Origin of the sequence: Lentzea xinjiangensis (assembly GCF_900110955.1) — a bacterium.
Classification (GTDB): Bacteria; Actinomycetota; Actinomycetes; order Mycobacteriales; family Pseudonocardiaceae; genus Lentzea; species Lentzea xinjiangensis.
The window spans coordinates 138913-157902 of record NZ_FOFR01000019.1 but is presented as its reverse complement, the minus strand read 5'-3'; the positions used below and the strand labels follow the sequence as shown (position 1 = coordinate 157902).

19 protein-coding genes and 1 pseudogene are annotated in these 18990 nt (G+C 69.7%); 10 read left to right on the top strand and 10 right to left on the bottom strand.

The window, feature by feature from the left end; translation table 11 throughout:
* Positions 1 to 458 (bottom strand): annotated as a pseudogene (locus BMW88_RS31910) (hypothetical protein); the annotation flags it as partial.
* Between the two features lie 966 nt (positions 459 to 1424).
* Between BMW88_RS31910 and BMW88_RS31905 the strand changes: the two are divergent.
* Positions 1425 to 1943: an SMP-30/gluconolactonase/LRE family protein gene (locus tag BMW88_RS31905; RefSeq protein ID WP_143116370.1), complete on the top strand. Its 519-nt coding sequence runs from the start codon at positions 1425 to 1427 to the stop codon at positions 1941 to 1943.
* The gene (locus BMW88_RS31900; RefSeq protein WP_143116369.1) at positions 1930 to 2622 is read left to right on the top strand and encodes a hypothetical protein; all 693 of its coding nucleotides are present in this window, start codon (positions 1930 to 1932) and stop codon (positions 2620 to 2622) included. The genes BMW88_RS31905 and BMW88_RS31900 overlap by 14 nt, the downstream gene beginning before the upstream one ends.
* Positions 2623 to 3050: 428 nt before the next feature.
* On the opposite strand, the gene BMW88_RS41295 is transcribed toward BMW88_RS31900, so the two are convergent.
* Both BMW88_RS41295 and BMW88_RS31895 read right to left on the bottom strand, forming a co-directional pair.
* Positions 3051 to 3518 carry a hypothetical protein gene (locus tag BMW88_RS41295; protein ID WP_143116368.1) on the bottom strand — a complete coding sequence of 156 codons (468 nt, stop codon included), beginning with the start codon at positions 3516 to 3518 and terminating at the stop codon, positions 3051 to 3053.
* A 16-nt stretch (positions 3519 to 3534) separates the two neighbouring features.
* Complete coding sequence (locus BMW88_RS31895) at positions 3535 to 7599, bottom strand: acyltransferase domain-containing protein (protein WP_089958031.1); 4065 nt, start codon at positions 7597 to 7599, stop codon at positions 3535 to 3537.
* Between the two features lie 288 nt (positions 7600 to 7887).
* Between BMW88_RS31895 and BMW88_RS43670 the strand changes: the two genes are divergently transcribed.
* Entirely contained in the window at positions 7888 to 8235 is a 348-nt protein-coding gene (locus BMW88_RS43670; protein ID WP_143116366.1) for a hypothetical protein, read from the top strand.
* A 235-nt stretch (positions 8236 to 8470) separates the two neighbouring features.
* Positions 8471 to 9580 (top strand): hypothetical protein, encoded by a 1110-nt coding sequence (locus BMW88_RS31890; RefSeq protein ID WP_245778191.1) that lies wholly within the window; start codon positions 8471 to 8473, stop codon positions 9578 to 9580.
* A gap of 1 nt (position 9581) precedes the next feature.
* Here BMW88_RS31890 and BMW88_RS44140 read toward each other — a convergent pair whose 3' ends face one another.
* Positions 9582 to 9713, bottom strand: coding sequence for a hypothetical protein (locus tag BMW88_RS44140; RefSeq protein ID WP_281249475.1), 132 nt, complete (start codon positions 9711 to 9713; stop codon positions 9582 to 9584).
* A 419-nt stretch (positions 9714 to 10132) separates the two neighbouring features.
* Here BMW88_RS44140 and BMW88_RS31885 point away from each other — a divergent pair, with 419 nt between their 5' ends.
* Together BMW88_RS31885 and BMW88_RS31880 are read left to right on the top strand one after the other, a co-directional pair.
* Positions 10133 to 10522, top strand: a complete 390-nt coding sequence (locus tag BMW88_RS31885; RefSeq protein ID WP_089958074.1) for a MerR family transcriptional regulator — start codon at positions 10133 to 10135, stop codon at positions 10520 to 10522.
* A 9-nt stretch (positions 10523 to 10531) separates the two neighbouring features.
* Positions 10532 to 11200 (top strand): MOSC domain-containing protein, encoded by a 669-nt coding sequence (locus BMW88_RS31880; protein ID WP_089958029.1) that lies wholly within the window; start codon positions 10532 to 10534, stop codon positions 11198 to 11200.
* Here BMW88_RS31880 and BMW88_RS31875 read toward each other — a convergent pair.
* From BMW88_RS31875 to BMW88_RS31865, 3 genes are read right to left on the bottom strand one after another with little or no spacing between them, the layout of a single operon-like run.
* Complete coding sequence (locus BMW88_RS31875) at positions 11197 to 11604, bottom strand: protein-tyrosine phosphatase family protein (protein ID WP_089958026.1); 408 nt, start codon at positions 11602 to 11604, stop codon at positions 11197 to 11199. The genes BMW88_RS31880 and BMW88_RS31875 overlap by 4 nt on opposite strands.
* Before the next feature lie 50 nt (positions 11605 to 11654).
* Positions 11655 to 12128 carry a hypothetical protein gene (locus tag BMW88_RS31870; RefSeq protein ID WP_089958023.1) on the bottom strand — a complete coding sequence of 158 codons (474 nt, stop codon included), beginning with the start codon at positions 12126 to 12128 and terminating at the stop codon, positions 11655 to 11657.
* A gap of 17 nt (positions 12129 to 12145) precedes the next feature.
* Positions 12146 to 12556: a VOC family protein gene (locus BMW88_RS31865; RefSeq protein WP_089958020.1), complete on the bottom strand. Its 411-nt coding sequence runs from the start codon at positions 12554 to 12556 to the stop codon at positions 12146 to 12148.
* An 89-nt stretch (positions 12557 to 12645) separates the two neighbouring features.
* Between BMW88_RS31865 and BMW88_RS31860 the strand changes: the two genes are divergently transcribed.
* Complete coding sequence (locus tag BMW88_RS31860) at positions 12646 to 13626, top strand: helix-turn-helix transcriptional regulator (protein ID WP_089958016.1); 981 nt, start codon at positions 12646 to 12648, stop codon at positions 13624 to 13626.
* Here the strand turns inward: BMW88_RS31860 and BMW88_RS44135 are convergent.
* A complete protein-coding gene (locus BMW88_RS44135) occupies positions 13580 to 14245 on the bottom strand; it encodes a Clp protease N-terminal domain-containing protein (protein ID WP_089958014.1) in 666 nt (221 codons plus the stop codon). The two genes, BMW88_RS31860 and BMW88_RS44135, sit on opposite strands and share 47 nt — an antisense overlap.
* 92 nt (positions 14246 to 14337) lie before the next feature.
* Between BMW88_RS44135 and BMW88_RS43660 the strand changes: the two genes are divergently transcribed.
* From BMW88_RS43660 to BMW88_RS31835, 3 genes are all read left to right on the top strand, one after another.
* On the top strand, positions 14338 to 16179 hold the full coding sequence (locus BMW88_RS43660) for a serine/threonine-protein kinase (protein WP_245778190.1): 1842 nt from the start codon (positions 14338 to 14340) through the stop codon (positions 16177 to 16179).
* A gap of 7 nt (positions 16180 to 16186) precedes the next feature.
* Positions 16187 to 16924 carry an SDR family NAD(P)-dependent oxidoreductase gene (locus tag BMW88_RS31840; RefSeq protein ID WP_089958012.1) on the top strand — a complete coding sequence of 246 codons (738 nt, stop codon included), beginning with the start codon at positions 16187 to 16189 and terminating at the stop codon, positions 16922 to 16924.
* Between the two features lie 114 nt (positions 16925 to 17038).
* Positions 17039 to 18370 (top strand): glycosyl hydrolase family 18 protein, encoded by a 1332-nt coding sequence (locus BMW88_RS31835; protein WP_089958009.1) that lies wholly within the window; start codon positions 17039 to 17041, stop codon positions 18368 to 18370.
* Here BMW88_RS31835 and BMW88_RS31830 read toward each other — a convergent pair.
* On the bottom strand, positions 18266 to 18655 hold the full coding sequence (locus BMW88_RS31830; RefSeq protein ID WP_089958007.1) for a DMT family transporter: 390 nt from the start codon (positions 18653 to 18655) through the stop codon (positions 18266 to 18268). The genes BMW88_RS31835 and BMW88_RS31830 overlap by 105 nt on opposite strands.
* A complete protein-coding gene (locus BMW88_RS31825; RefSeq protein WP_089958004.1) occupies positions 18655 to 18969 on the bottom strand; it encodes a DMT family transporter in 315 nt (104 codons plus the stop codon). The genes BMW88_RS31830 and BMW88_RS31825 overlap by 1 nt, the downstream gene beginning before the upstream one ends.
* Positions 18970 to 18990 lie beyond the last annotated feature (21 nt).

The window sequence follows — 18990 nt, the reverse complement described above, 5'->3', positions numbered from 1 at the left end:
GAGGTGCCGCCGGGCGCCGGGAAGCGGTCGACGGCCAGGCCGCTGGCGGGGCTGGTGTCGCCGCTCGTCGTCAGCGAGGTGCCGATGTGGCCGTAGAAGGGATGGCCTTCGGTGGTGTTGACGATGCCGTCACCGCTGGTGTCGGCGCGTTGGGACGGGCAACGCCCCTGTGCGCCGATGTGGATGTGCTGTGCGTGCGGGGCGTCGGCGAGCACTCCGCGCACCCGGAAGGCGATGTCGACCTGGTTGCCGCGCAGGACGAGGGCTCCCTGCCCGGAAGCTCCGCTCCGGTTGAGCTGCCGGAGCTGCACGGTGGCCACCGTGGTGCCGTCGTCGCGCCCGGCTCCGGTGCCGTGATCGCCCTCGTGGGCCGAGGCCACCGCGGGTGAGGCGAGAGCCATCCCCAGCGCGAGCACCGGAACCGCCGCACGTGCCGCTTTGGTCTTGAACGCTGTCATCGTTCGTTCCTCCTGTGGGGTCGAAACGATCTGCCCTACAGGAACTCTTCGGCGCCGGGCCCGATGCGGATTGCCTCAGCACGAAGAAATTCGCACCCCGCTGAGGGGTCCAGCGCCGCCTGCGCTCACTGGTTCTACGTGTGGTCCATGTCGTGCGCGTCGTCCCCGTGTGCGCTGACCAGGCGGGCGATCGTGGGCACCGTAGTTTCTGACGCCCAAGCATGATCATCGTCATCCGTCATACCGGGATCGGCCTCTGTTTGCCACGGCGAAGTGGCCCCGCAGGGCCATCGACGTTCTCGCGGGACAGGGTCTGCCGGCCCACAGCAACCGGTGGGCACGATTGCGCGACAGCGATGTGGTCATGGGTTGCTCCTGCAGTCCGTGGCGATACCGCGCAGCGCGTCGAGGAAGTCCTCCGCGACCCGCGCCTGTCGTAGCCAAACCCGCGCCGACCCTGGATCGAGAGTTCACGCTGTTCGTCGCGCAACGGCGAACAGGACGTACAGCGAAGGCCATGTGGCGATGGCCGCGAGGATTGGTCGCATACGAGGTCGCCGGACCCTCGCCAGCCATCATCGAATGGCTGGCGGACCGCGTTCTGTGGATGCCTGGTCCAGGTACACCCCATGATGGAGCAGGCAGCACTCCGGCGCCGATGTCGAGCACGTCTGCCAGTGGCCATCGATGTGCCGGCCGTCGAAGACACAGCCGATGTAGAAACTCGGCTCGAAACCTCCACCCAAACTCCGCCGCGCACCTTTGCGTTGCGGAAGGCACAGTGCACAAGCCTGCTTCCGTTGGCGACGGACATGCCGTCGAGTCGGTGATCGGACAAGTCGGCGTCCTCCAGCGTCACGCCGTGCAGGAGAAGCTTGTCCTGTTCCTGTCAGGCTCGCGGTTGCCCCTGTCCCCTCGGCCAAACTTGATTCGCCGAGCACAAGGTCACACACCGGGGAGACGTAGATGCGACGACGTTCGTTTTTGATTGCGGCATCCCTGGCCGTGAGCTCGGTGGGCGCTGCGCCTGCCCAGGCCGAGCCCTGCGGCTTCCCCGGCGTGCTGCGACCGGGTGCGGCCAACCTGTTCCCGGAGGGGGCGGCGTGGGATCCGAGCAGGCGGGCGCTGCTCGTCGGGTCCTTCGCCAGCCCCACCTCACCGGTGCCGACGATCTCGGCGGTCGGCCGGGACGGGGAGCCATGGACCATCGTCAGCGACCCGGAGGTGCGCGGCTTCTTCGGTCTCGAGGTCGATGAGCGACGGGCCAGGATCGTGGCCGTGGCGGGCAACCCGGCCGCCGCCGAGAGGTTCGGGCTGGCTGTCTACGACCTCCACACCGGCGAGCGCGAACAGCTGATCACCCTGTCCGGCGAGCCCACCGGCGCGCAATCGGTCAACGATGTCGCGATCGGGCCGGACGGCACCGCCTTCGTCACCGACCCGCTGGGGGCAGCGAAAGGGACCAGTGCTGATGGAACGACCTGACCGACGGACGCCGCTCGTACGGGCCTGGGCCGGGGTGATGCTCCGCGGGGTCGGGGGATTGCTGCTTGGCCTCGGCGGACTCGCGCTGCTGCTCGGCGTGTTGATGCTGCTGGACGCCCCGGTGGCCCACGCGATGGGGCTCGCGGGCCCAGCGGTGGTCGTCGGCGCGCTGGGATGGGGCCTTCTGCGCGCCAGCAGGAGGCTGAGCCCCATCCCTGCCACGCTGGTCAGAGAATGGCGTGGCGCCGGGGACCGCTGGCACCTGCACGTGAAGCCAATCGTGGTGCGGTTGGGGATGGCGCTCTTCGGCGGAGGGTTCATCGCGATCGGCGTGTTCAGCGGCCAGCGCCAGGCTGTATCGCTGGCCTGCGTGGCGCTAGGGGGCTGGTTCCTCGGACTGGTGGTGATCGTGCTGGGCACGGACCTCTGGCTGTACCGGAACCGGTCACCGGCCACCGATGAAGCGGACGCGCCCAGGCGGTTCAACACCCCGGTGTGGGCGCTCGCGGTGCTCTCGGCGGCCGCAGGTGCCGTGGTACTCGCGGCCGGAGTCCTCGACTTGCGCAGCGGTGGCGGCTGGTCGATGTTCCTCAGCGGACTGCTCATCGCCGGATGGGGCGTGAGCCTTCTCCTCAGCCTGATCCGTCGGACCCTGCGCAAGCGGGCACCTCGCCGATAGGACACTCCGCCGACGACACGGAACGGCACTCTCACCTCATTCGATGCGCGTTAGGTATCCGATGCGGACGTACGGGGTGCCCTTGGCCGGATCCGTGTTGCGGCCGTAGTGGTTGATTTCCTCACCGACGCTTTCGCTCCGCTACTCAGAGCGGCAGTCCCGCCTGCGCTGGAGTCTGGAGGCGGGGCAACGAGCCCGTGGAGGATCCCGTCAACAAACAGCCTGACCTACCCTTACACAAGAGCGTCCCAGCTGTCCGGTTTGCAGATGTCGATGTAATCGGCGTCCACCGGAATGGCCGTCCCGTAAGGACACATATCCACACCGAAACCAGTAGCCAGCCAACAGCATCGGAGTTGCAGCGGATGGTGTCGCCGCTGCAGAATTCACTCCGAAGACCCTAAATAACCTTATCTTTGAAACCAAGTTCAAACATATTGAGCAATAATTCTCTCAAGACCTGCGACGACCGCGCCGGATTCATCGAAGTCAAGCCCGGACCCCTCCATGTGCACCAAACAGGTCGAATCCGTGCCGACCGACTCGCCGGACAATACCCATTCATCGATACACATTCCCAGCATGCGAATTACACGATTTTCAACTTTCACATTGCGATCGAGCCCCAGACCAGTGTCGTCCTCGAGAGGCGGCGTGGCCAAAATAACCAGAGGAGCCCCATCGCCACGCAAATTCTGAAGCACTTGCGCCCGACCAACAACTGGCCGCCCGCCGTAGCGATCATGAGCGAGGGTGTAGTGAACAATGCCTGCGTTACAATCGAATCCGGCGTTCGGGATAGACCCGAGCCTGAACTCAACCCGCAACACATCGTTCAGCTTCCGCGACACCTCCTCCAGCCTGTGCGCGTGCGCCGACGCCACAACGAACCTCATGACCACGATCCTTCGCTCAACATCCGATTCCAGTGCTCATTCCTGGCATTATCCTGGGTCGCCCCAGCTTTCCAAGCGTTTCGGACGGCAGCGCGGCTCCACCGTCGACGACGTCAGCGGTATACGGCATGATGCTGCTCCTGGGAATGTCTGCTTCATCTGCGACGGTGCGGACGATAGTGTAGGGACCTTCACTCGGATACGCACTGTATGCGCGCCGCGCATACTCAGACGCGCCGCGCTCAGTGAACGAGAAATACTTTGTCTCCACACCGGGCGGGTTGACGAAGGAGCGACCGTTACGGATTGCTTCCAGTTCCGGCTCTTGAACTGCCCGCCAGAGGTTGATCTGCCCAGGACCGAGAGCACCCTGGTTGTGAACCAAGACAGGCGTGTTTCCTGCCATAACGTAGTAGGTGTGCAGGCCGTCCACTGTCAAGTTGTAGACAGTCAGGTACTCAGCGCGAGTGGCGGTGGCGACTACCTCAAGCAACAAACCCTCTGCCGTCCGAACATCGTCACCTGGCGCCAATTCCCGCGCTTCGCGCCACACACCTGTGTCACCGATCCAGAATGGATGGCCAGCCGTGGCTGTTATTACCTCGACCTTGTCTCCTACTGCACCGTCCGTGTCGATGGTGACCTCGACCAGTGTCTTCTCGCCCGTGCCAACCACCAGGTCGGTAACCGCATATGGTCCTGTCTCACCCGTTGTCGGATCTGTGGCTTGAACCTCGTCGCCGAGCTGAACATCCTCGATCGGTCTCGTAGAACCATCTGCCAGCAATACTCGTGTGCCGGCGACGAAACTATTAGTGCGTATGCAGCTGCTGACCAGGCCGGCGGCTTCGTCGCCGTACTTCTGCAGACCCTTGCCGATAAGCTTCGCACCGGTTGCTGCGGCGCCTGCGAACGGCACGAGCGCTGCTGCTGACAGGGCCGCGTTCACGTAGTCGCCCTCGGCGAGGTACCAGACGGCGTTGATGCCGTCCGCGATCTCGCCGACCACCGGGATCATGCCGACCACGTCGAGAATCGTGTGACCGACCTCGGCCCAGTCGATGCTGTTGACCTTGCGCTCGACCCAGTCCCAGAAACCCTCGTGCTCAGGGTTGCCGACCGACTGGATCACGGGCTGGCCGCCGGTGACCTTGTCAACGTCCTTCTTGAGGGACTCCTTCTGGATCTCGGGTTCACCGCTGCGCGCGATCCGAGCCAGGAGATCGGCGGAGAGCTTGTCGCCGGGTTCGGCGTCGACCAGCACGAAGCGGCCGGGGTGCTCCGCACGCGCCGCGCGGACCAAGCCCCAGAGCGCCGCCGCGGCCGGATCCGCAGTGCTCCCGCCCATCCCCGTCGCGCCGGAGGTGACCACCACCAGGAGAGGCGGTTCCGGCCGCCGCGCCCGGTCCTGGACGAGACGCAGCACGTCGTGCAGCCGGGGCTCTGCCGCCAGCCGGACGACCTCGTGCTCGACCGCGGCGCCCTCGGTCAGGGGCAGGGGCGCCCAGTCGAGGACGAGCGGGGCGGCGACCGGCACGGCTTCGGCGGCAGGTCGCATCACGAGCGATTCCACCGTCACAACGACCGCACCCGACGGGTCGGTGGCGATCAGGGAGAAGGTGTCCTTGCTCGTCGGCGTGATCCGGACGCGCAGTTCGCCCTTCCCTTCGGCGTACACCTGAACCCCGGTGAAGGTGAACGGCACCGCGGGTGTGCGCGGCGGTCCAGCGAAACCCCCGGCGTGCAACGCCGCGTCGAACAACGCCGGGTGCAGCACGAAGGCGTCCGCGGCCACCGGAAGCACGACACGGGAGTAGACGTGCCTGTCGTCGGTCCACACCTCACGCACACCCTGGAACGCCGGCCCGTAGCCGAACCCGGTCTCGCCGAGGCGGTCGTAGAACCCGTCGGTTTCCTGTCGCCGGGCCTCGGTAGACGGCCACGGGGGCGCGGAGGAGGCCGCGACCCCGTTCTCCAGCAACATTCCGCTGGCGTGGTACGCCCACTCGCCGTGTTCGTCCCGAGCGTGCACCTCGACCGCGCCGTCGACCGCGACGACGACGCTCAGCGTGACCGGGGTGCCGTCCGGAACGACCAGCGGGGCGTGCAGGACCAGCTCACCGATCCGCTGGTGGCCGGTCTGGCGCGCCGCTGACGCGAGCAGGTCGACGTACGCCGTGCCGGGCAGGATCGTGCGGCCCTGCACCTCGTGGTCGGCGAGCCAGGGCAGGTCGCGGGTCGAGATCGTTCCCGTGGCGGCGTGGCTGCCGTCGGGGAGCTTTACCCACGTGCCCAGCACCGGGTGCGCGCCTCCCGCGGCGCGCCTGGACCGCGCGGCCCAAAACCGCTCGCGCTGGAAGGGGTAGGTGGGCAACGCGACGTGTCGGCCACGGGCGTTCCAGCCGACGGGTGCGCCGCGGTCGAACATCCGGGCCAGCGCTTCCGCGAATCCGGCGGCCTCCGGTCGATCGCGCGTGCACACCGGAATGACGGGCAGGTCGGCCGTCGCCGTGAGTGCGGCGGTCGGACCGACTTCCAGGAATGTCGTGACACCAAGCGATTCCAACTCCGCCATTGCGTCGGCGAAGCGCACCGTGCCACGCAGGTGTTCGCCCCAGTGCCGCGAGGTCATCTCGCCCGTCACCAGTTTCCCGGTGACCGTCGACACCAGCGGGATCCCCGGCGGCGACGCGACGACACCGGTGGCGTCACGTCCGAAGCCGTCCAGGACCGGATCCACCAGCGGCGAGTGGAAGGCGCGGTTGATCTGAAGCCTGGTGTGCTTCGCACCGAGGACTTCGACGATCGCCCGCACCTCGGACTCGACGCCCGACAGCACCACCGATCGGCTGTTGTTCACCGCGGCGATGTCGACGCCTGCGGTCAGGTGGGGCCGGACCTGCTCTTCGGGCAACCGGATCGACACCATGGCCCCGCCGTCCGGCATCCGCTGCGTCCACCTGGTGCGGATGGCGATCAGCTCACACGCGTCGTCGAGCGTGAGCGCATTCGCCACGTGCGCGGCCGTGATCTCACCGAGGGAATGGCCTGCGACGTAGTCGGGCCGGACGTCCCACGACTCCAGCAGGCGGTAGAGCGCCACCTGGAACGCGAACAGCGCGGGCTGGGCGAAATCGGTTTCGTGCACCTGGTCACCGGTCAACCGCTTCGGCGAGATCCCGAACCCCGCCGCCACCTCGGCCAGCGCGTCCGCGAACACCGGGTGGTGCCAGGACAGCTCGCGGCCCATCCCCGAGCGCTGCGACCCCTGTCCGGAGAAGAGGAAGGCCGTCACGGGTTCACCGGCGGCGTGCCGGCCGGAGAGGGAGCGCAGTCCGGCCGACAGTTCTGCCCGGTCGGCGGCGGCGAACCCGGCGCGGTGCGGGAAGGTCGAGCGACCGGCCAGCGTGGCGGCGACGTCCGCGACCCCCAGCTCCGGCGTGCTCTCGATCGCGGCCAGCAGACGGGCGGCGTGCTGGTCGAGCTCGCCGGCGGACCGGGCCGAAAGCAGGACTGGCACCGGCACGGCACCGGCGTGCTCGTCAGCGGGTGCCTTGCCCGCGGCCTGCTCGAGGACGACGTGGGCGTTGGTGCCGCTGATGCCGAAGGACGACACCGCGGCGCGGCGCGGACGGTCCTGCGACAGCCAGGCCTCGCTCGCGGTCAGCAGCGACACCGAGGCCGCCTCCCAGTCGATCTGGCTCAGCGGTCGTTCCGCGTGCAGGGTTCTGGGCAACATTTCATGTCGCATCGCCAGCACCATCTTGATCACGCCGGCCACACCGGCCGCCGCCTGGGTGTGCCCGATGTTTGACTTGATCGAGCCCAGACGCAGCGGCCGTTGCCGCGACCCGCCGTAGACGGCAGCGATGGCCTGCGCCTCGATCAGGTCACCGAGCGGAGTTCCGGTGCCGTGCGCCTCGACCACGTCGACGTCTGCCGGAGTGAGCCGGGCATCGGCCAGCGCCTGGCGGATCACAAGGCGCTGCCGCGCGCTCCCCCGTTCGGATGCCAGGCGCCGCCAGATGGCCTCAGGCGCATGACCAGGAGAGGAGAGAAGCTGCGGCACTGGACACGGCATTTCGCCCACGGCATCTGGAGGTGGTGACACCGGTGAGGTCGGCTACCCGGCGGCACATTTGGTCCGTGGCAAAGAAGACCAGCCAACAGTACAACGTAGACATTCACACGGGATGTGCGCCGGAGCAGCCGGATGATGCTCGACCCAGCAGGACTCCGCAAGATCACAAAAGTGTCCTCGCAGTACCTAACCTGCAGGGACCATCTTGGCCGTCGGGCCGACAGTAATTCCACCGCGTCGAGGCCTGTGATCATCCAGTCGACTCGTGCGAGCACCGGCTGCAGCGTCATGCCGAAGATCGCAGCCGACCACCAGCAGGTACCAGTTCTTCCAGAGCACTCCCGGTTGTTGGCCGAGCACGATGTCCGCGCAGCAGGCTGCCTCCAGCGAGACGACAAGTCCGATGGCGACGACACCGAGCACGTCGATGCGTCGATGCCGTTCTCCCGTAGCGAGAAGAGCACCTTGAAGGCCTCCCTGTCCCGCCGCGAGCAGCTCGATCCACAGCGCAACCTGGAAGGGCATGATCGGCGTTCGGAACACTCTCCGGAACACGGGGCCAACTCGTGCGGAGGCACGATGAGATCGCCGTACGTCAACCGGCGCTGGTGGCGGTGTTCGCGGCGTTGGCAATGACCTCGGCGGCGACGCCGGGTTACGTCGCGTAGAGGCGTGGCTCGCCGCGATGTAGGTGATCTCCGCACCAACGCGCTCGGCCATGTGCTGCGACATCGCCTGGTCGAACGCCTTGTCCCGGTTGCTATGACGGCCTAGCTCCTATGCCGGGTCTGTCAAACGAGCGGTGTAACTCGAGTTGAAGAACCGTCGGCAGTTACGTCGTCGAGGCGGACAACCCCGGATTGCAGGCACCGTGAAGACACTGCTGATCGCGAGCCTCCTGCTCGCCCCCGCCCCGATGACGTGGTCCACGGTCAACAGCGAGTCGGCCGGAGACCAGGACAACGCGTCCGTCTCGGCCACCCGCAACGGCTACACCGCCGTCGTGTGGGAGGACGACCGGGACAGCACCGACCCCGCCGACCCGCTCCACTCCGACGTCTGGATCCGGCTCTACAAAGAGGGAACCTCCGTCTACGAGAAGAAGCTCTCCAGCGGCGGCACCGGCAACTGGCGCCACTGGCAGCCCGACGTGTCGCTGCACGAGAACGGCACCGCCGTCGTCGTGTGGTCGGAGGACGCGGACGGCAACGGTTACTACAACATCGCGGTCCGCTCCGTCAGCGCGTCCGGGACCGTGTCGGGCTCGGGCAGGGCCAACGCCAGCGCCGACGGCCAGCAGCACTTCCCCAGCGTCGCGGCGGACCCGGACACCGGCGGCTTCGCGGTCGTGTGGGAGGACCAGCAGGGCACCGGCCCGTCCACGGTGCGGGTCGGCATGTTCGCGTCCATCTCGTCGAAGTCCTACGAGGCCCAGCTCAACAACGCGGGCGGCACGCACGCGAAGCCCCAGGTCGCGATGGGCGCCGCCGGCAACGCGGTCGTGGTGTGGGAGGCGGACGCGGCCGTGGCCCGCAAGATCGTCACCCCGTCCGGAGGGGTGAAGCAGGCGCAGACCACGACGGGGCAGGGCAAGCGCCCCGCCGTGGCGGCCAGCTTCAACGGCGACTTCGCGGTCGCCTGGGAGCAGTCCGGGGTGCGCTCGCGGTCGTTCACCGCCGCCGGTGCGGCACGGGGCACCGCGGACGCCGTGACCACCGGCGCCGACCCGCAGATCGGCATCGACGACCAGCTCGGCGTCGCGGTGACCACGGCGGAGGCGCAGGACGTCCACACGCAGGTCTACAACCCCGACGGCACCACCACCCAGCTCACGGTCTCGACCGCCACCGGCAGGCAGGACGAGCCCGCCGTCGGCGTCGACCCGTGGGGCCGCATCACCGTCGTCTACACCGACGACAACGACGGCAACGGGTTCGACCAGATCTACCAGGGCACCGGCCTGAGCACCCAGCAGTGGTGAGTCAGCGCTGATCGAGGGGCCTGCGTCGCCGGTGCACGTCCACCGGCGACGCGGGCTTCCAGACCCCGTGCACGTGGCAGGTGTCGACGCCGGGCGGCACGATCTCGTCGGCGAGCTGAGCGAACTGCTCCACGGCGGCGAACTGTTCCACGTTGCCGGGCAGCGACTCGTCGAACCGCTCCGGGGTGAGCGTCGCGCGGAACGCCTCGGCCGCCGCGCGCCGGCAGCGAGTACGGCGGCTGCTCGGCGCGGAACCGCATCAGCCCGCGGTCGAGCGGCATGTGGTGCGCCTCGACGTCGGTGCGGTAGTCCGGCCGGTGCACCCGGTAGGCGTCGACCCAGCCGGTGCCCTGGCGCCGCAGGCCGTCCTCCACCGCGCAGAGCACGTAGCGCCGCGAGTTGCCGCTGCGGTTGCGCCCTCCCCAGCGGGAAGTGCACCTTCGTGGCCGGCACGGCGTCGTCGCGGCGGCCCTTGAGGAGCTTGCCGACGGTCTCCCCGGACTCGAGGCCAAGAGCGGCCGTGGCCGAGGACGCGCACCTGTGCTCGGACGCATGCAGTTGAGCATCGGGCAGGTCGCCGAACGCACCGGGCTGAGCGTCCACGCGCTGCGCTTCTACGAGAAAGAAGGCATCCTCGCCCATGAAGTCCACAGAGGACCGGGCGGCCGCCGGGTGTACACGGAGCAGGACGTCGACTGGCTGCGGATGTGCGTCATGCTGCGCATGTCCGGGATGCCGGTGCAGGAGATCCGCCGCTACACCGAGCTGGTCCGCGAGGGCGACGGCAACGAGCCGCAGCGCCTGGACATCCTCAAGGAGCACCAGGACCGCGTCCGCCGGCGGATGGAGCGGCTTCAGGGGTGCCTGGACCTGATCACCCGCAAGGTGGGCCGCTACCAGGACTACGTCAATTCGATCGCCCCCGGCGCCGTCGGCACATAACCTCGGACCATGCCCGTAGTGCTCTCGCTCAACATCGCCCAGCAGACGCTCCCGGTCGACTACGCCCAGGTGGGAACCACCGGCATCGACAAGCGCCCGGTGCCGGGGCCGCTGCGGGTGAGCGCACCCGGCCCGAAGGGCAGCTCCGGCAGCGGTGTGGAGGGTGACGCGATCGCCGACCAGGCCCACCACGGCGGTGACCACCAGGCCGTCTACGGCTACGCCCGCGAGGACCTCGACTGGTGGCAGGGCGAGCTCGGCGCCGAGCTGCGCAACGGCCAGTTCGGCGAGAACCTCACCACGCAGGGCATCGACCACACGCACGCCCTGGTCGGCGAGCGGTGGCGGGTCGGCACCGCGTTGCTGGAGGTCACCGCGCCGCGCATCCCGTGCAAGACCTTCGCGGGGTTCCTGGAGCAGCGCGGGTGGGTGAAGCGGTTCACGCGCGCGGAGCGGCCCGGCGCCTACTTCCGCGTGCTGGAGGCCGGTTCGGTCGCGACCGGCGACGAGATCGCGGTGGTGCACCGGCCGGACCACGACATCACGGTCGGGCTGTTCTTCCGCGCTCTCCTCACCGACGCCGGCCTGCTGCCCAGGCTGCTGGAGGCGGGCGACTCGGTGCCGCCGGAGGTGGTCGAGCTCGTGCACAGGCGCACGAGCACCACGCTCGACTCCTAACCGGCGGGGAACCGCCTGACCCAGCGCTTCTGCCACGGCGTCTCCACCGCTCGCCGGTGGTAGTGCGCCCGCGTCCACGCCACGGCCTCCGCCGCCGGCACACCGGCCAGGACGGCGAGGCACGAGATCACGGTTCCGGTGCGCCCGACGCCACCGCTGCACGCCACCTCGACGCGCTCACCCGAGAGCGCCCGTGCGTGCAACGCGCGGATCATCGCGATGGCGGCGCCGTGGTCACGGGGCAGGCGGAAGTCCGGCCAGTCGATCCAGTCGTGCGGCCACGGCACGTCGACGGCGCGCGGCTGCAAGTACACCCCGTAGTCCGGGTGCGGCGACACGAGCGTGCCGTTCCGCAGACCGCGCCCGGTGACGACAGCGCCGTCGGGCAGTTCCACTGTTCTCATCGGAGAACCCCCACTCTTCGTCCTCACCCCGGCCGCCTTCCGGCGCGTCCTCACCGCTGGGCCCCCTCGGGCCAGAGAACGGTGACGGGCACTCCCCTCGACCGCGCATAGGCGACCACGTCGGCCGTGCCGCCGGCACCGCGGCCGGGCAGCCCGTCCCAGACCGCGAGCAACGAGTCGGACTCGTCGACCATTCGCTTGCCCGCCTCCATGTAGGCGTGGGGGTCGGGCGTGACGAACGGTAGCTGCACGACCTCGTCCGCACGGGCCAGCAACCGGTCGTAGACGGGTTGGTAGGCGTCGGGCAGCGTGGCGCGGTACTCCACGGCCGGCAGCACGGCGATGAGCGATCCGTCCGCGTCGAGCACTGCCTCCGCGAAGACCGCGTCCGCGCCGTCCGCCAGGCACGACACGCCCACGACGTCGCCGCTCTCCGCCACGGCGGCGCGGATCATGCGGTCGATCTCCGCCTCGATCTCGGCGGAGAGGCCACGATGTCCGGTGATGGCGAGCCGAGTCGTCATCACCGCAGGATATTCGCTCAGCCGCGGTGGCGGTCCACGATCGACGAGTAATGCGCGTTCGTCATGACACCGAGGATGTTGCCGAACGGGTCGACCACGGACGCCGTCACGAACCCCTCACCGCGCACGCGAGGCTCGTCGTGCACCCGTGCGCCCAGCTCCGCCAACCTGGTCAACACCGCGTCCAGGTCGTCCACGGCCCAGTAGACGACCTCCCCGCCCGGCCCCGCGGACGGCGTCACCTCGAAGCGGCGGTCCACGATGCCCAGCTCCGCCTCGTGGTCACCGATCCTGAACTCGGCGTAGGCCAGCACGCCGTCGGGCGCGTGCCGCTCGAAGTAGGCCTCCCCGAGGAACGACGTGTACCAGGCACGCGCCTGCGCCACGTCGTCGGCGAAGTAGGACACGGTCGACATTCCTCGCAACATCTCGGCTCCTGAACTCGTCCGGCTGATGTCCACCACCCTCGGCCTTAAAGTGCTCATCCAGTGAGCACTTTCAGCGGAAGCCTGGAGAAATGCGCGCAGACCGCCTCGTCGCCACCCTGCTGCTGATGCAGGGCCGTGGTCAGATCACCGCCGCCGAACTGGCGGAGGAGCTCGAGGTCTCACCGGCCACCGCCCGGCGCGACCTCGAAGCGCTCTCGGCGGCGGGCGTCCCCGTGTACCCCCGGCCGGGCCGGGGCGGCGGCTGGTCGCTGATCGGCGGCGCGCGCACCGATCTCAGCGGCCTGACCTCGGCGGAGGCGCAGGCGCTGTTCCTGGTCGCCGGACCCACCGCCGCCGTCGCCCCGGAGATCAAGTCGGCGCTGCGCAAACTGGTGCGCGCGCTGCCGCGGACGTTCCGCGCCGACGCGCAGGCCGCCGCCGAGGCGACGATCGTCGACACCGCGGGGTGGGGCGAGGACGTGGAGGACCGCCCGGAGCTGGTCACCGTTCTGCAGGCAGCCGTGGTGAAGCAGACCAGGGTCCGGCTGACCTACCGCAAGCGCGGCGAGGCGCCGTCCGCACGCGTGGTCGACCCGTGGGGCCTCGTCGACAAGGACGGCACCTGGTACCTCGTCGCCGGCACGGCCCGGGGCCGGCGCACGTACCGGCTCGACCGGGTCCTGGACGCCACCCCGACCGGGGAGCCCGCCGCACGGCCACCGGACTTCGACCTGGCCGGCGCCTGGGAGGAGGTCGTGAACACGGTGGAGGAACGGCGGTCGCGGACCACGGCGTCGATCCTCGTGCCCACGCGGTTCCTCGACGTGTTCCGGCGCCAGCACGGCCGCCACTGCACGGTCGTGGAGGACCTGGGCGAGCGGACCAGGGTCGAGCTGACGGCGCCGCGCCCGCTCGACATCGCCCGCAACGTCGCCGGCTGGGGCGGCCTGGTCACCGTCGAGTCGGCGACCGTCGAGTCAGCGGAAGTCGGCGACCACCTCGCGCGGATCGGGGCCGAGCTGGTCAGCCGATACCGGCCCGCTCCTCCAGCCGGTCCAGCCGAGCCATGATCATCTCCAGCACCTTCGCCGCGTCCGTCCCCGCCTGCTGCTGGTTCTGCTGCTGCCGCTGGTGGTGCACGATGCCGGCCAGCGCCGTCTGAACGGCACGGCGGGTGCCCTTCAGGTCCGCGCCGGCCGAGCGCAGCACCTCGCCCCCCTTGCCCTCCGGCTCCGCCACGAGCCCGAGCAGCAGGTGCTCGCACCCCACGTAGTTGTGGCCCAGCGCGATGGCCTCGACGACGGCCAGCTCCAGCGCGTTGACCGCGTCGGCCGCGAACCCCTCACCCGGCGCGGCCTGCGAGGGGAAGCTCAGCGTCCGCGGGTCCACGTCGATCGCGCGCAGCACGTCCAGGGCGAGGTTGCCGCCCTCGTCGACGAGCGCCCGCGCCAGCTCCGCGGTGGTGACGGCCACCGAGGACCCGGCGGCGAGCCGGAGCACGTCGCGCAGGCGCCGGGTGAGCTGGGCGCCGCGCTCCCCGTCGAGGTCGGCGACGGTCAGCCCGCGCACCGACGCGAGCCGTTTCACCGACACCTCCAGTGCCCGCTGGCAGATCGCCGACACCGGGAGGTTGAGCTCCTTGACCGCGTCCGCCAGGTCGTCCGGCAGGTACACGTTGACTTTCGGCATAACCCCATATGTACCCCCAAGTGGGGTTACAGTCAACGGAGATTGCGCGAACCGTCACACTTGTGAGTGATCAAAGGGGACGGAGCACACGCGTGGAGGAGACCAGCAGGCTCATCGCGAGCCGCTACCGGTTGAGGCAGAAGGTCGGCCAGGGCGCGATGGGAGTCGTCTGGCAGGCCTACGACGAGCAGCTCCACCGCGTGGTCGCGGCCAAGGAACTGCTCGTGCTGGACGGCCTCGACGCGGCCACGATCGAGCGCGCGAAAGCCAGGGCCATGCGGGAGGCCCGTCTCGCCGCCCGCCTCGAACACCCGAACGCCATCCGCGTCTACGACGTCGTGGAGGAGGACGGCCGCCCCTGGCTGATCATGGAGTACCTGCCCTCCCGCAGCCTCGCCGCCGTCATCGCCGAGCAGGGCACCCTGCCGCCGCGCGAGGTCGCCCGCATCGGGTGCTACACCGCCGCCGCCCTCGCCGCCGCGCACCGCCACGGCATCCAGCACCGCGACGTCAAGCCCGGCAACGTGCTGATCGGCGACCAGGAAGTCAAGATCACGGACTTCGGCATCTCTCGCGCCACGGACGGCGCCGACGGCACCGCCACCGCGACCGGCACGGTCGGCACCCCCGCCTTCTTCTCCCCCGAGGTCGCGCGCGGCGAGGACGCCGGCCTGCCCTCCGACGTCTTCTCGCTCGGCGCCACGCTCTACAACGCCGTCGAGGGCGGGCCGCCGTTCGGCACGGCGGACAACAACCTCGCGATGCTGCACCGCGTGGCCGGCGGGTCGATCATGCCGCCCGCCAACGCCGGGCCGCTGCTGTCCCCGGTGCTGTTCCGCCTGATGTCCAACAACCCCGAACGCCGTCCCACCATGGAGGAGGCCGTCCACCTGCTGGCCGCCGTGGTGAACGAGTCGCCGAAGGACGCCGAGGCGACCGCGGTCATCCCCGCCACCGTCGAGCTGCCGAAGGAGGCGCAGCCGGAGGAGAAGGCCAAGCGGACCGCCGCCGCTGCCGCCGCCGGGCTGGTCGCGGGCGCCGCCGCGACCGAGGCCGCCGGACTGACCTCGCCGCCCGCGCAGCCGGGAGCGGCCGAGCAGGCCGCGGAATCGGAGGCAGACGCGGCAGGGGCGCACGAGCCCGAGGCGGAGAAGCCGGCCGAGCAGTCCGCACGCGCTGAACCCGCCGCCGAACCCGTCGTCCTCGCTCCCGTCGACGAGGTCACGGTCGAGGAGCCCGCACCCGAGGCAGCCTCCCCGCCCGCGGACACCGCGGCGCCGGCACCCGTTCCCGCGGCGGTTCCGCGGGACGTCCCGCCGACTCCCCCACCCGCCGAGCCCGAGCGCGACCGCCGCAGGATCCCCCTCGTCCCGATCGCGGTCGTCCTGCTCGTGATCGCGGTGGGCGTCGGCGCGTTCTTCCTGTGGCCCAAGGGCGACGACCCGCAGGCGAACGACAACCCGTCCACGAGCGGCTCGCCCACTCCGGGGACGAACCCCCAGTCCTCGACGCAGGCCCAGGCGTCGCAGCAGTCCTCACCGCAGTCGTCGCCGCAGGCCGAGCCCCCGGCGCAGTCGCAGACGAACCCCGCGACGAGCACCCCCACCCCGGCTCCGCCGCCCCCTCCCGCCGGACCGCAGAACGCGCAGGAGGCGATCACCGCCTACTACGCGTTGATGCCCGGCGACCTGCAGACCGGCTGGTCGCTGCTCACCGACAGGTTCAAGGCGGGCCGCCAGCAGACCTTCCAGACCTACCAGACGTTCTGGAGCCAGTACACGTCGGTGCGGCTGTCCAACTTCGCGCCGCAGGGCAACAACGTCGTGACCGTGACGGTGGAGTACCTGCAGGGCTCGGCCGTCGCCTCGACGGAGACGCACACGTACACGTTCGTGCAGCAGAACGGCAAGTGGATGATCGACAACCAGGCATGATCCCCGCATGACCCGACTCGCACTCGTCACCGGCGCCTCGCGGGGCATCGGCGCCGCCATCGCTCACGCCCTCGCGCAGGACGGGCACCGGATCGCCGTCCACTACCGCTCCGACGCGGCCAGGGCCCGGCAGGTGGTGGACGCCCTGCCCGGCGACGGGCACGTCACCGTCCAGGGCGACCTCGGCGCGGGCCAGGCGGAGCAGGTCGTCACCGAGACCGTCGAGCAGCTCGGCGGTCTCGACGTCCTCGTCAACAACGCGGGCACCTACTTCCACCACCCGATCGCGACGACCGGTTTCGCCGAGTGGCGGGAGGCCTGGCGCCGCACGGTCGAGCTCAACCTGCTCGGTCCCGCGGAGCTCACGTGGCACGCGGCCGGGCACATGACCGAGGGTGGCCGCATCATCAACGTCGGCTCGCGCGGCGCCTACCGGGGTGAGCCCGACGCTCCCGCGTACGGCGCGGCGAAGGCCGGCCTGCACTCGATGACCCAGTCACTGGCCCAGTCCCTCGCGCCACGGGGCATCGCGGTCGCCGGTGTGGCGCCGGGCTTCGTGCGCACGGAGATGGTCGCGGAGCTGCTCGACAGCGCGGAGGGTGAGGCGATCCGGGCGCAGAGCCCGTTCGGGCGCGTCGCCGAACCGGAGGAGGTCGCCGCCGCGGTCGCTTTCCTCGCGAGCCCCGCGGCGACGTGGGCCAGCGGCGCGATCATGGATGTGAACGGGGCCTCCCACCTGCGCTGATCGCCGGACCGGTCGACCGGAACCAGTTCCGGTCTCCGGTCGATCTCCCGACAATCGGTCTAGACCACTACCGTCGCGGTGGGCGTACGACGAAGTGGAAGGCAACCCCCTGCAATGCGTTCATTCCGCGCACGTCTCGGTGCCGCCGGCCTAGCGCTGGCCGCAACCGCGGCGACCCTGACCGTTCTGGCGCCTGCCGCGCAGGCCGCCTACCCCGCCGGGTTCAAGAGCGTCGGCTACATGCCGTCGTGGGCCGGCAACGTCAGCTCCATCCAGTACAGCAAGCTCACGCACATCAACTACTCGTTCGTGCTGCCGAACTCCAACGGCACGCTCCAAGGCCTGCCGGACCCCGGCAAGCTCCAGCAGCTGGTGAGCCTCGGCCACCAGAACGGCGTCAAGGTCTCGATCGCGGTAGGCGGCTGGAACGACGGCAACGACGACAACTTCGAGATCCTGGCGGCCAACGCGAACAGCCGCACGACGTTCGTCAACTCCCTGCTCAACCTCGTGAGCCAGTACAACCTCGACGGCGTCGACATGGACTGGGAGTACCCGGACCCCGGCGTCGAGGGCGACAACTACACGCTGCTGATGCGCCAGCTCGGCGACCAGCTCCACAGCCGGGGCAAGCTGCTCACCGCCGCCGTCATCTCCGAGGGCGCCACGGCGAACGGCGTGCAGCCGGCGGTGTTCGGCATCGTCGACTGGCTGAACATCATGGCCTACGACGGAGGCAGCCCGCACGCGAACTACGACTGGTCGATCAACGCGGTCAACTTCTGGAAGGGCCGCGGCCTGCCCGCGAGCAAGGCGGTCCTCGGCGTGCCGTTCTACAGCCGGCCGACCTACATCTCCTACCGCGACCTCGTCGCGCAGGACCCGGCCAACGCCAACCGCGACTGCTACAACGGCAACTGCTACAACGGCCTGCCCACGATCCGCCGCAAGACGCAGTGGGCGTTGGCGAACGCGGGCGGGGTCATGAACTGGGAGCTCTCCCAGGACACGACCGGCAGCACCAGCCTGCTCAACGCCATCTGGGAGACCGCGAGCGGCGGCACCCCTCCGCCCACCGGCGGCACGCTCGTCGGCCTCGACGGCAAGTGCGTCGACGTGGCGGGCGCGAACCCGGCCAACGGCACCGCGGTGCAGCTCTGGACCTGCAACGGCACCAACGCCCAGCAGTGGTCCCGCAACGGCAACACCCTGCGCGCTCTGGGCAAGTGCCTCGACGCGTCCGGCAGCGCCAACGGCGCGGTGACCCAGCTCTGGGACTGCACCGGCGCGGGCAACCAGCAGTGGACCGCCGAGGCCAACGGCCAGCTCCGCAACGCGGCGTCAGGGAGGTGTCTCGACGCCACCGGCCCCAGCTCGGCCGACGGCACCAGGCTCCAGCTCTGGGACTGCGCCGGAACCGCCAACCAGCGCTGGACGTTCGCGTAGGAACCGCAGCCCGATGACGCAGGCGATGATCCCGGTGAGGAACACGACCTTCCACGCGGAGACCGCTTCCTCCCCGGTGATCATCGCCCACGCCACGGTCAGCGCCGCACCGACACCGACCCACACCGCGTACGCGGTCCCGACCGGAATCCGCTTCATGGCGAAGGAAAGCCCGGCCATGCTGACCGCAGCGGCCAGCAGGAACACCACGTAGTTCCCCTGGGACAACGAGGTGGCCCACACCGCCTCGAGCACAGCGCTGACGAGCAGCACACCCCAGTGCATCAGCTCACCACCTTCAGGCCCGCGACGCAGCCGATCAACAGGACCAGCAGCAACGCCTTGGCGGTCCCCAGCTTCTCCTCACCGCGTGCCACCGCGACGAGCACCGTGAGCACGGCCCCCACGCCGACCCACACCGCGTACGCCGTGCCGACCGGGATCCCCCGCATCGCCCACGCGAGCCCGACGACGCTCAACGTCGTCGACACGACGAACACCACCACCGGCCACGGCCGGCGGAAGCCCTTCGAAGCCGCGAGCGCCGTGGCCCACACCGCCTCCAGCACCCCGGATGCCACCAGTACGACCCAGTACATTGGCACGACCGTACCAGAAAA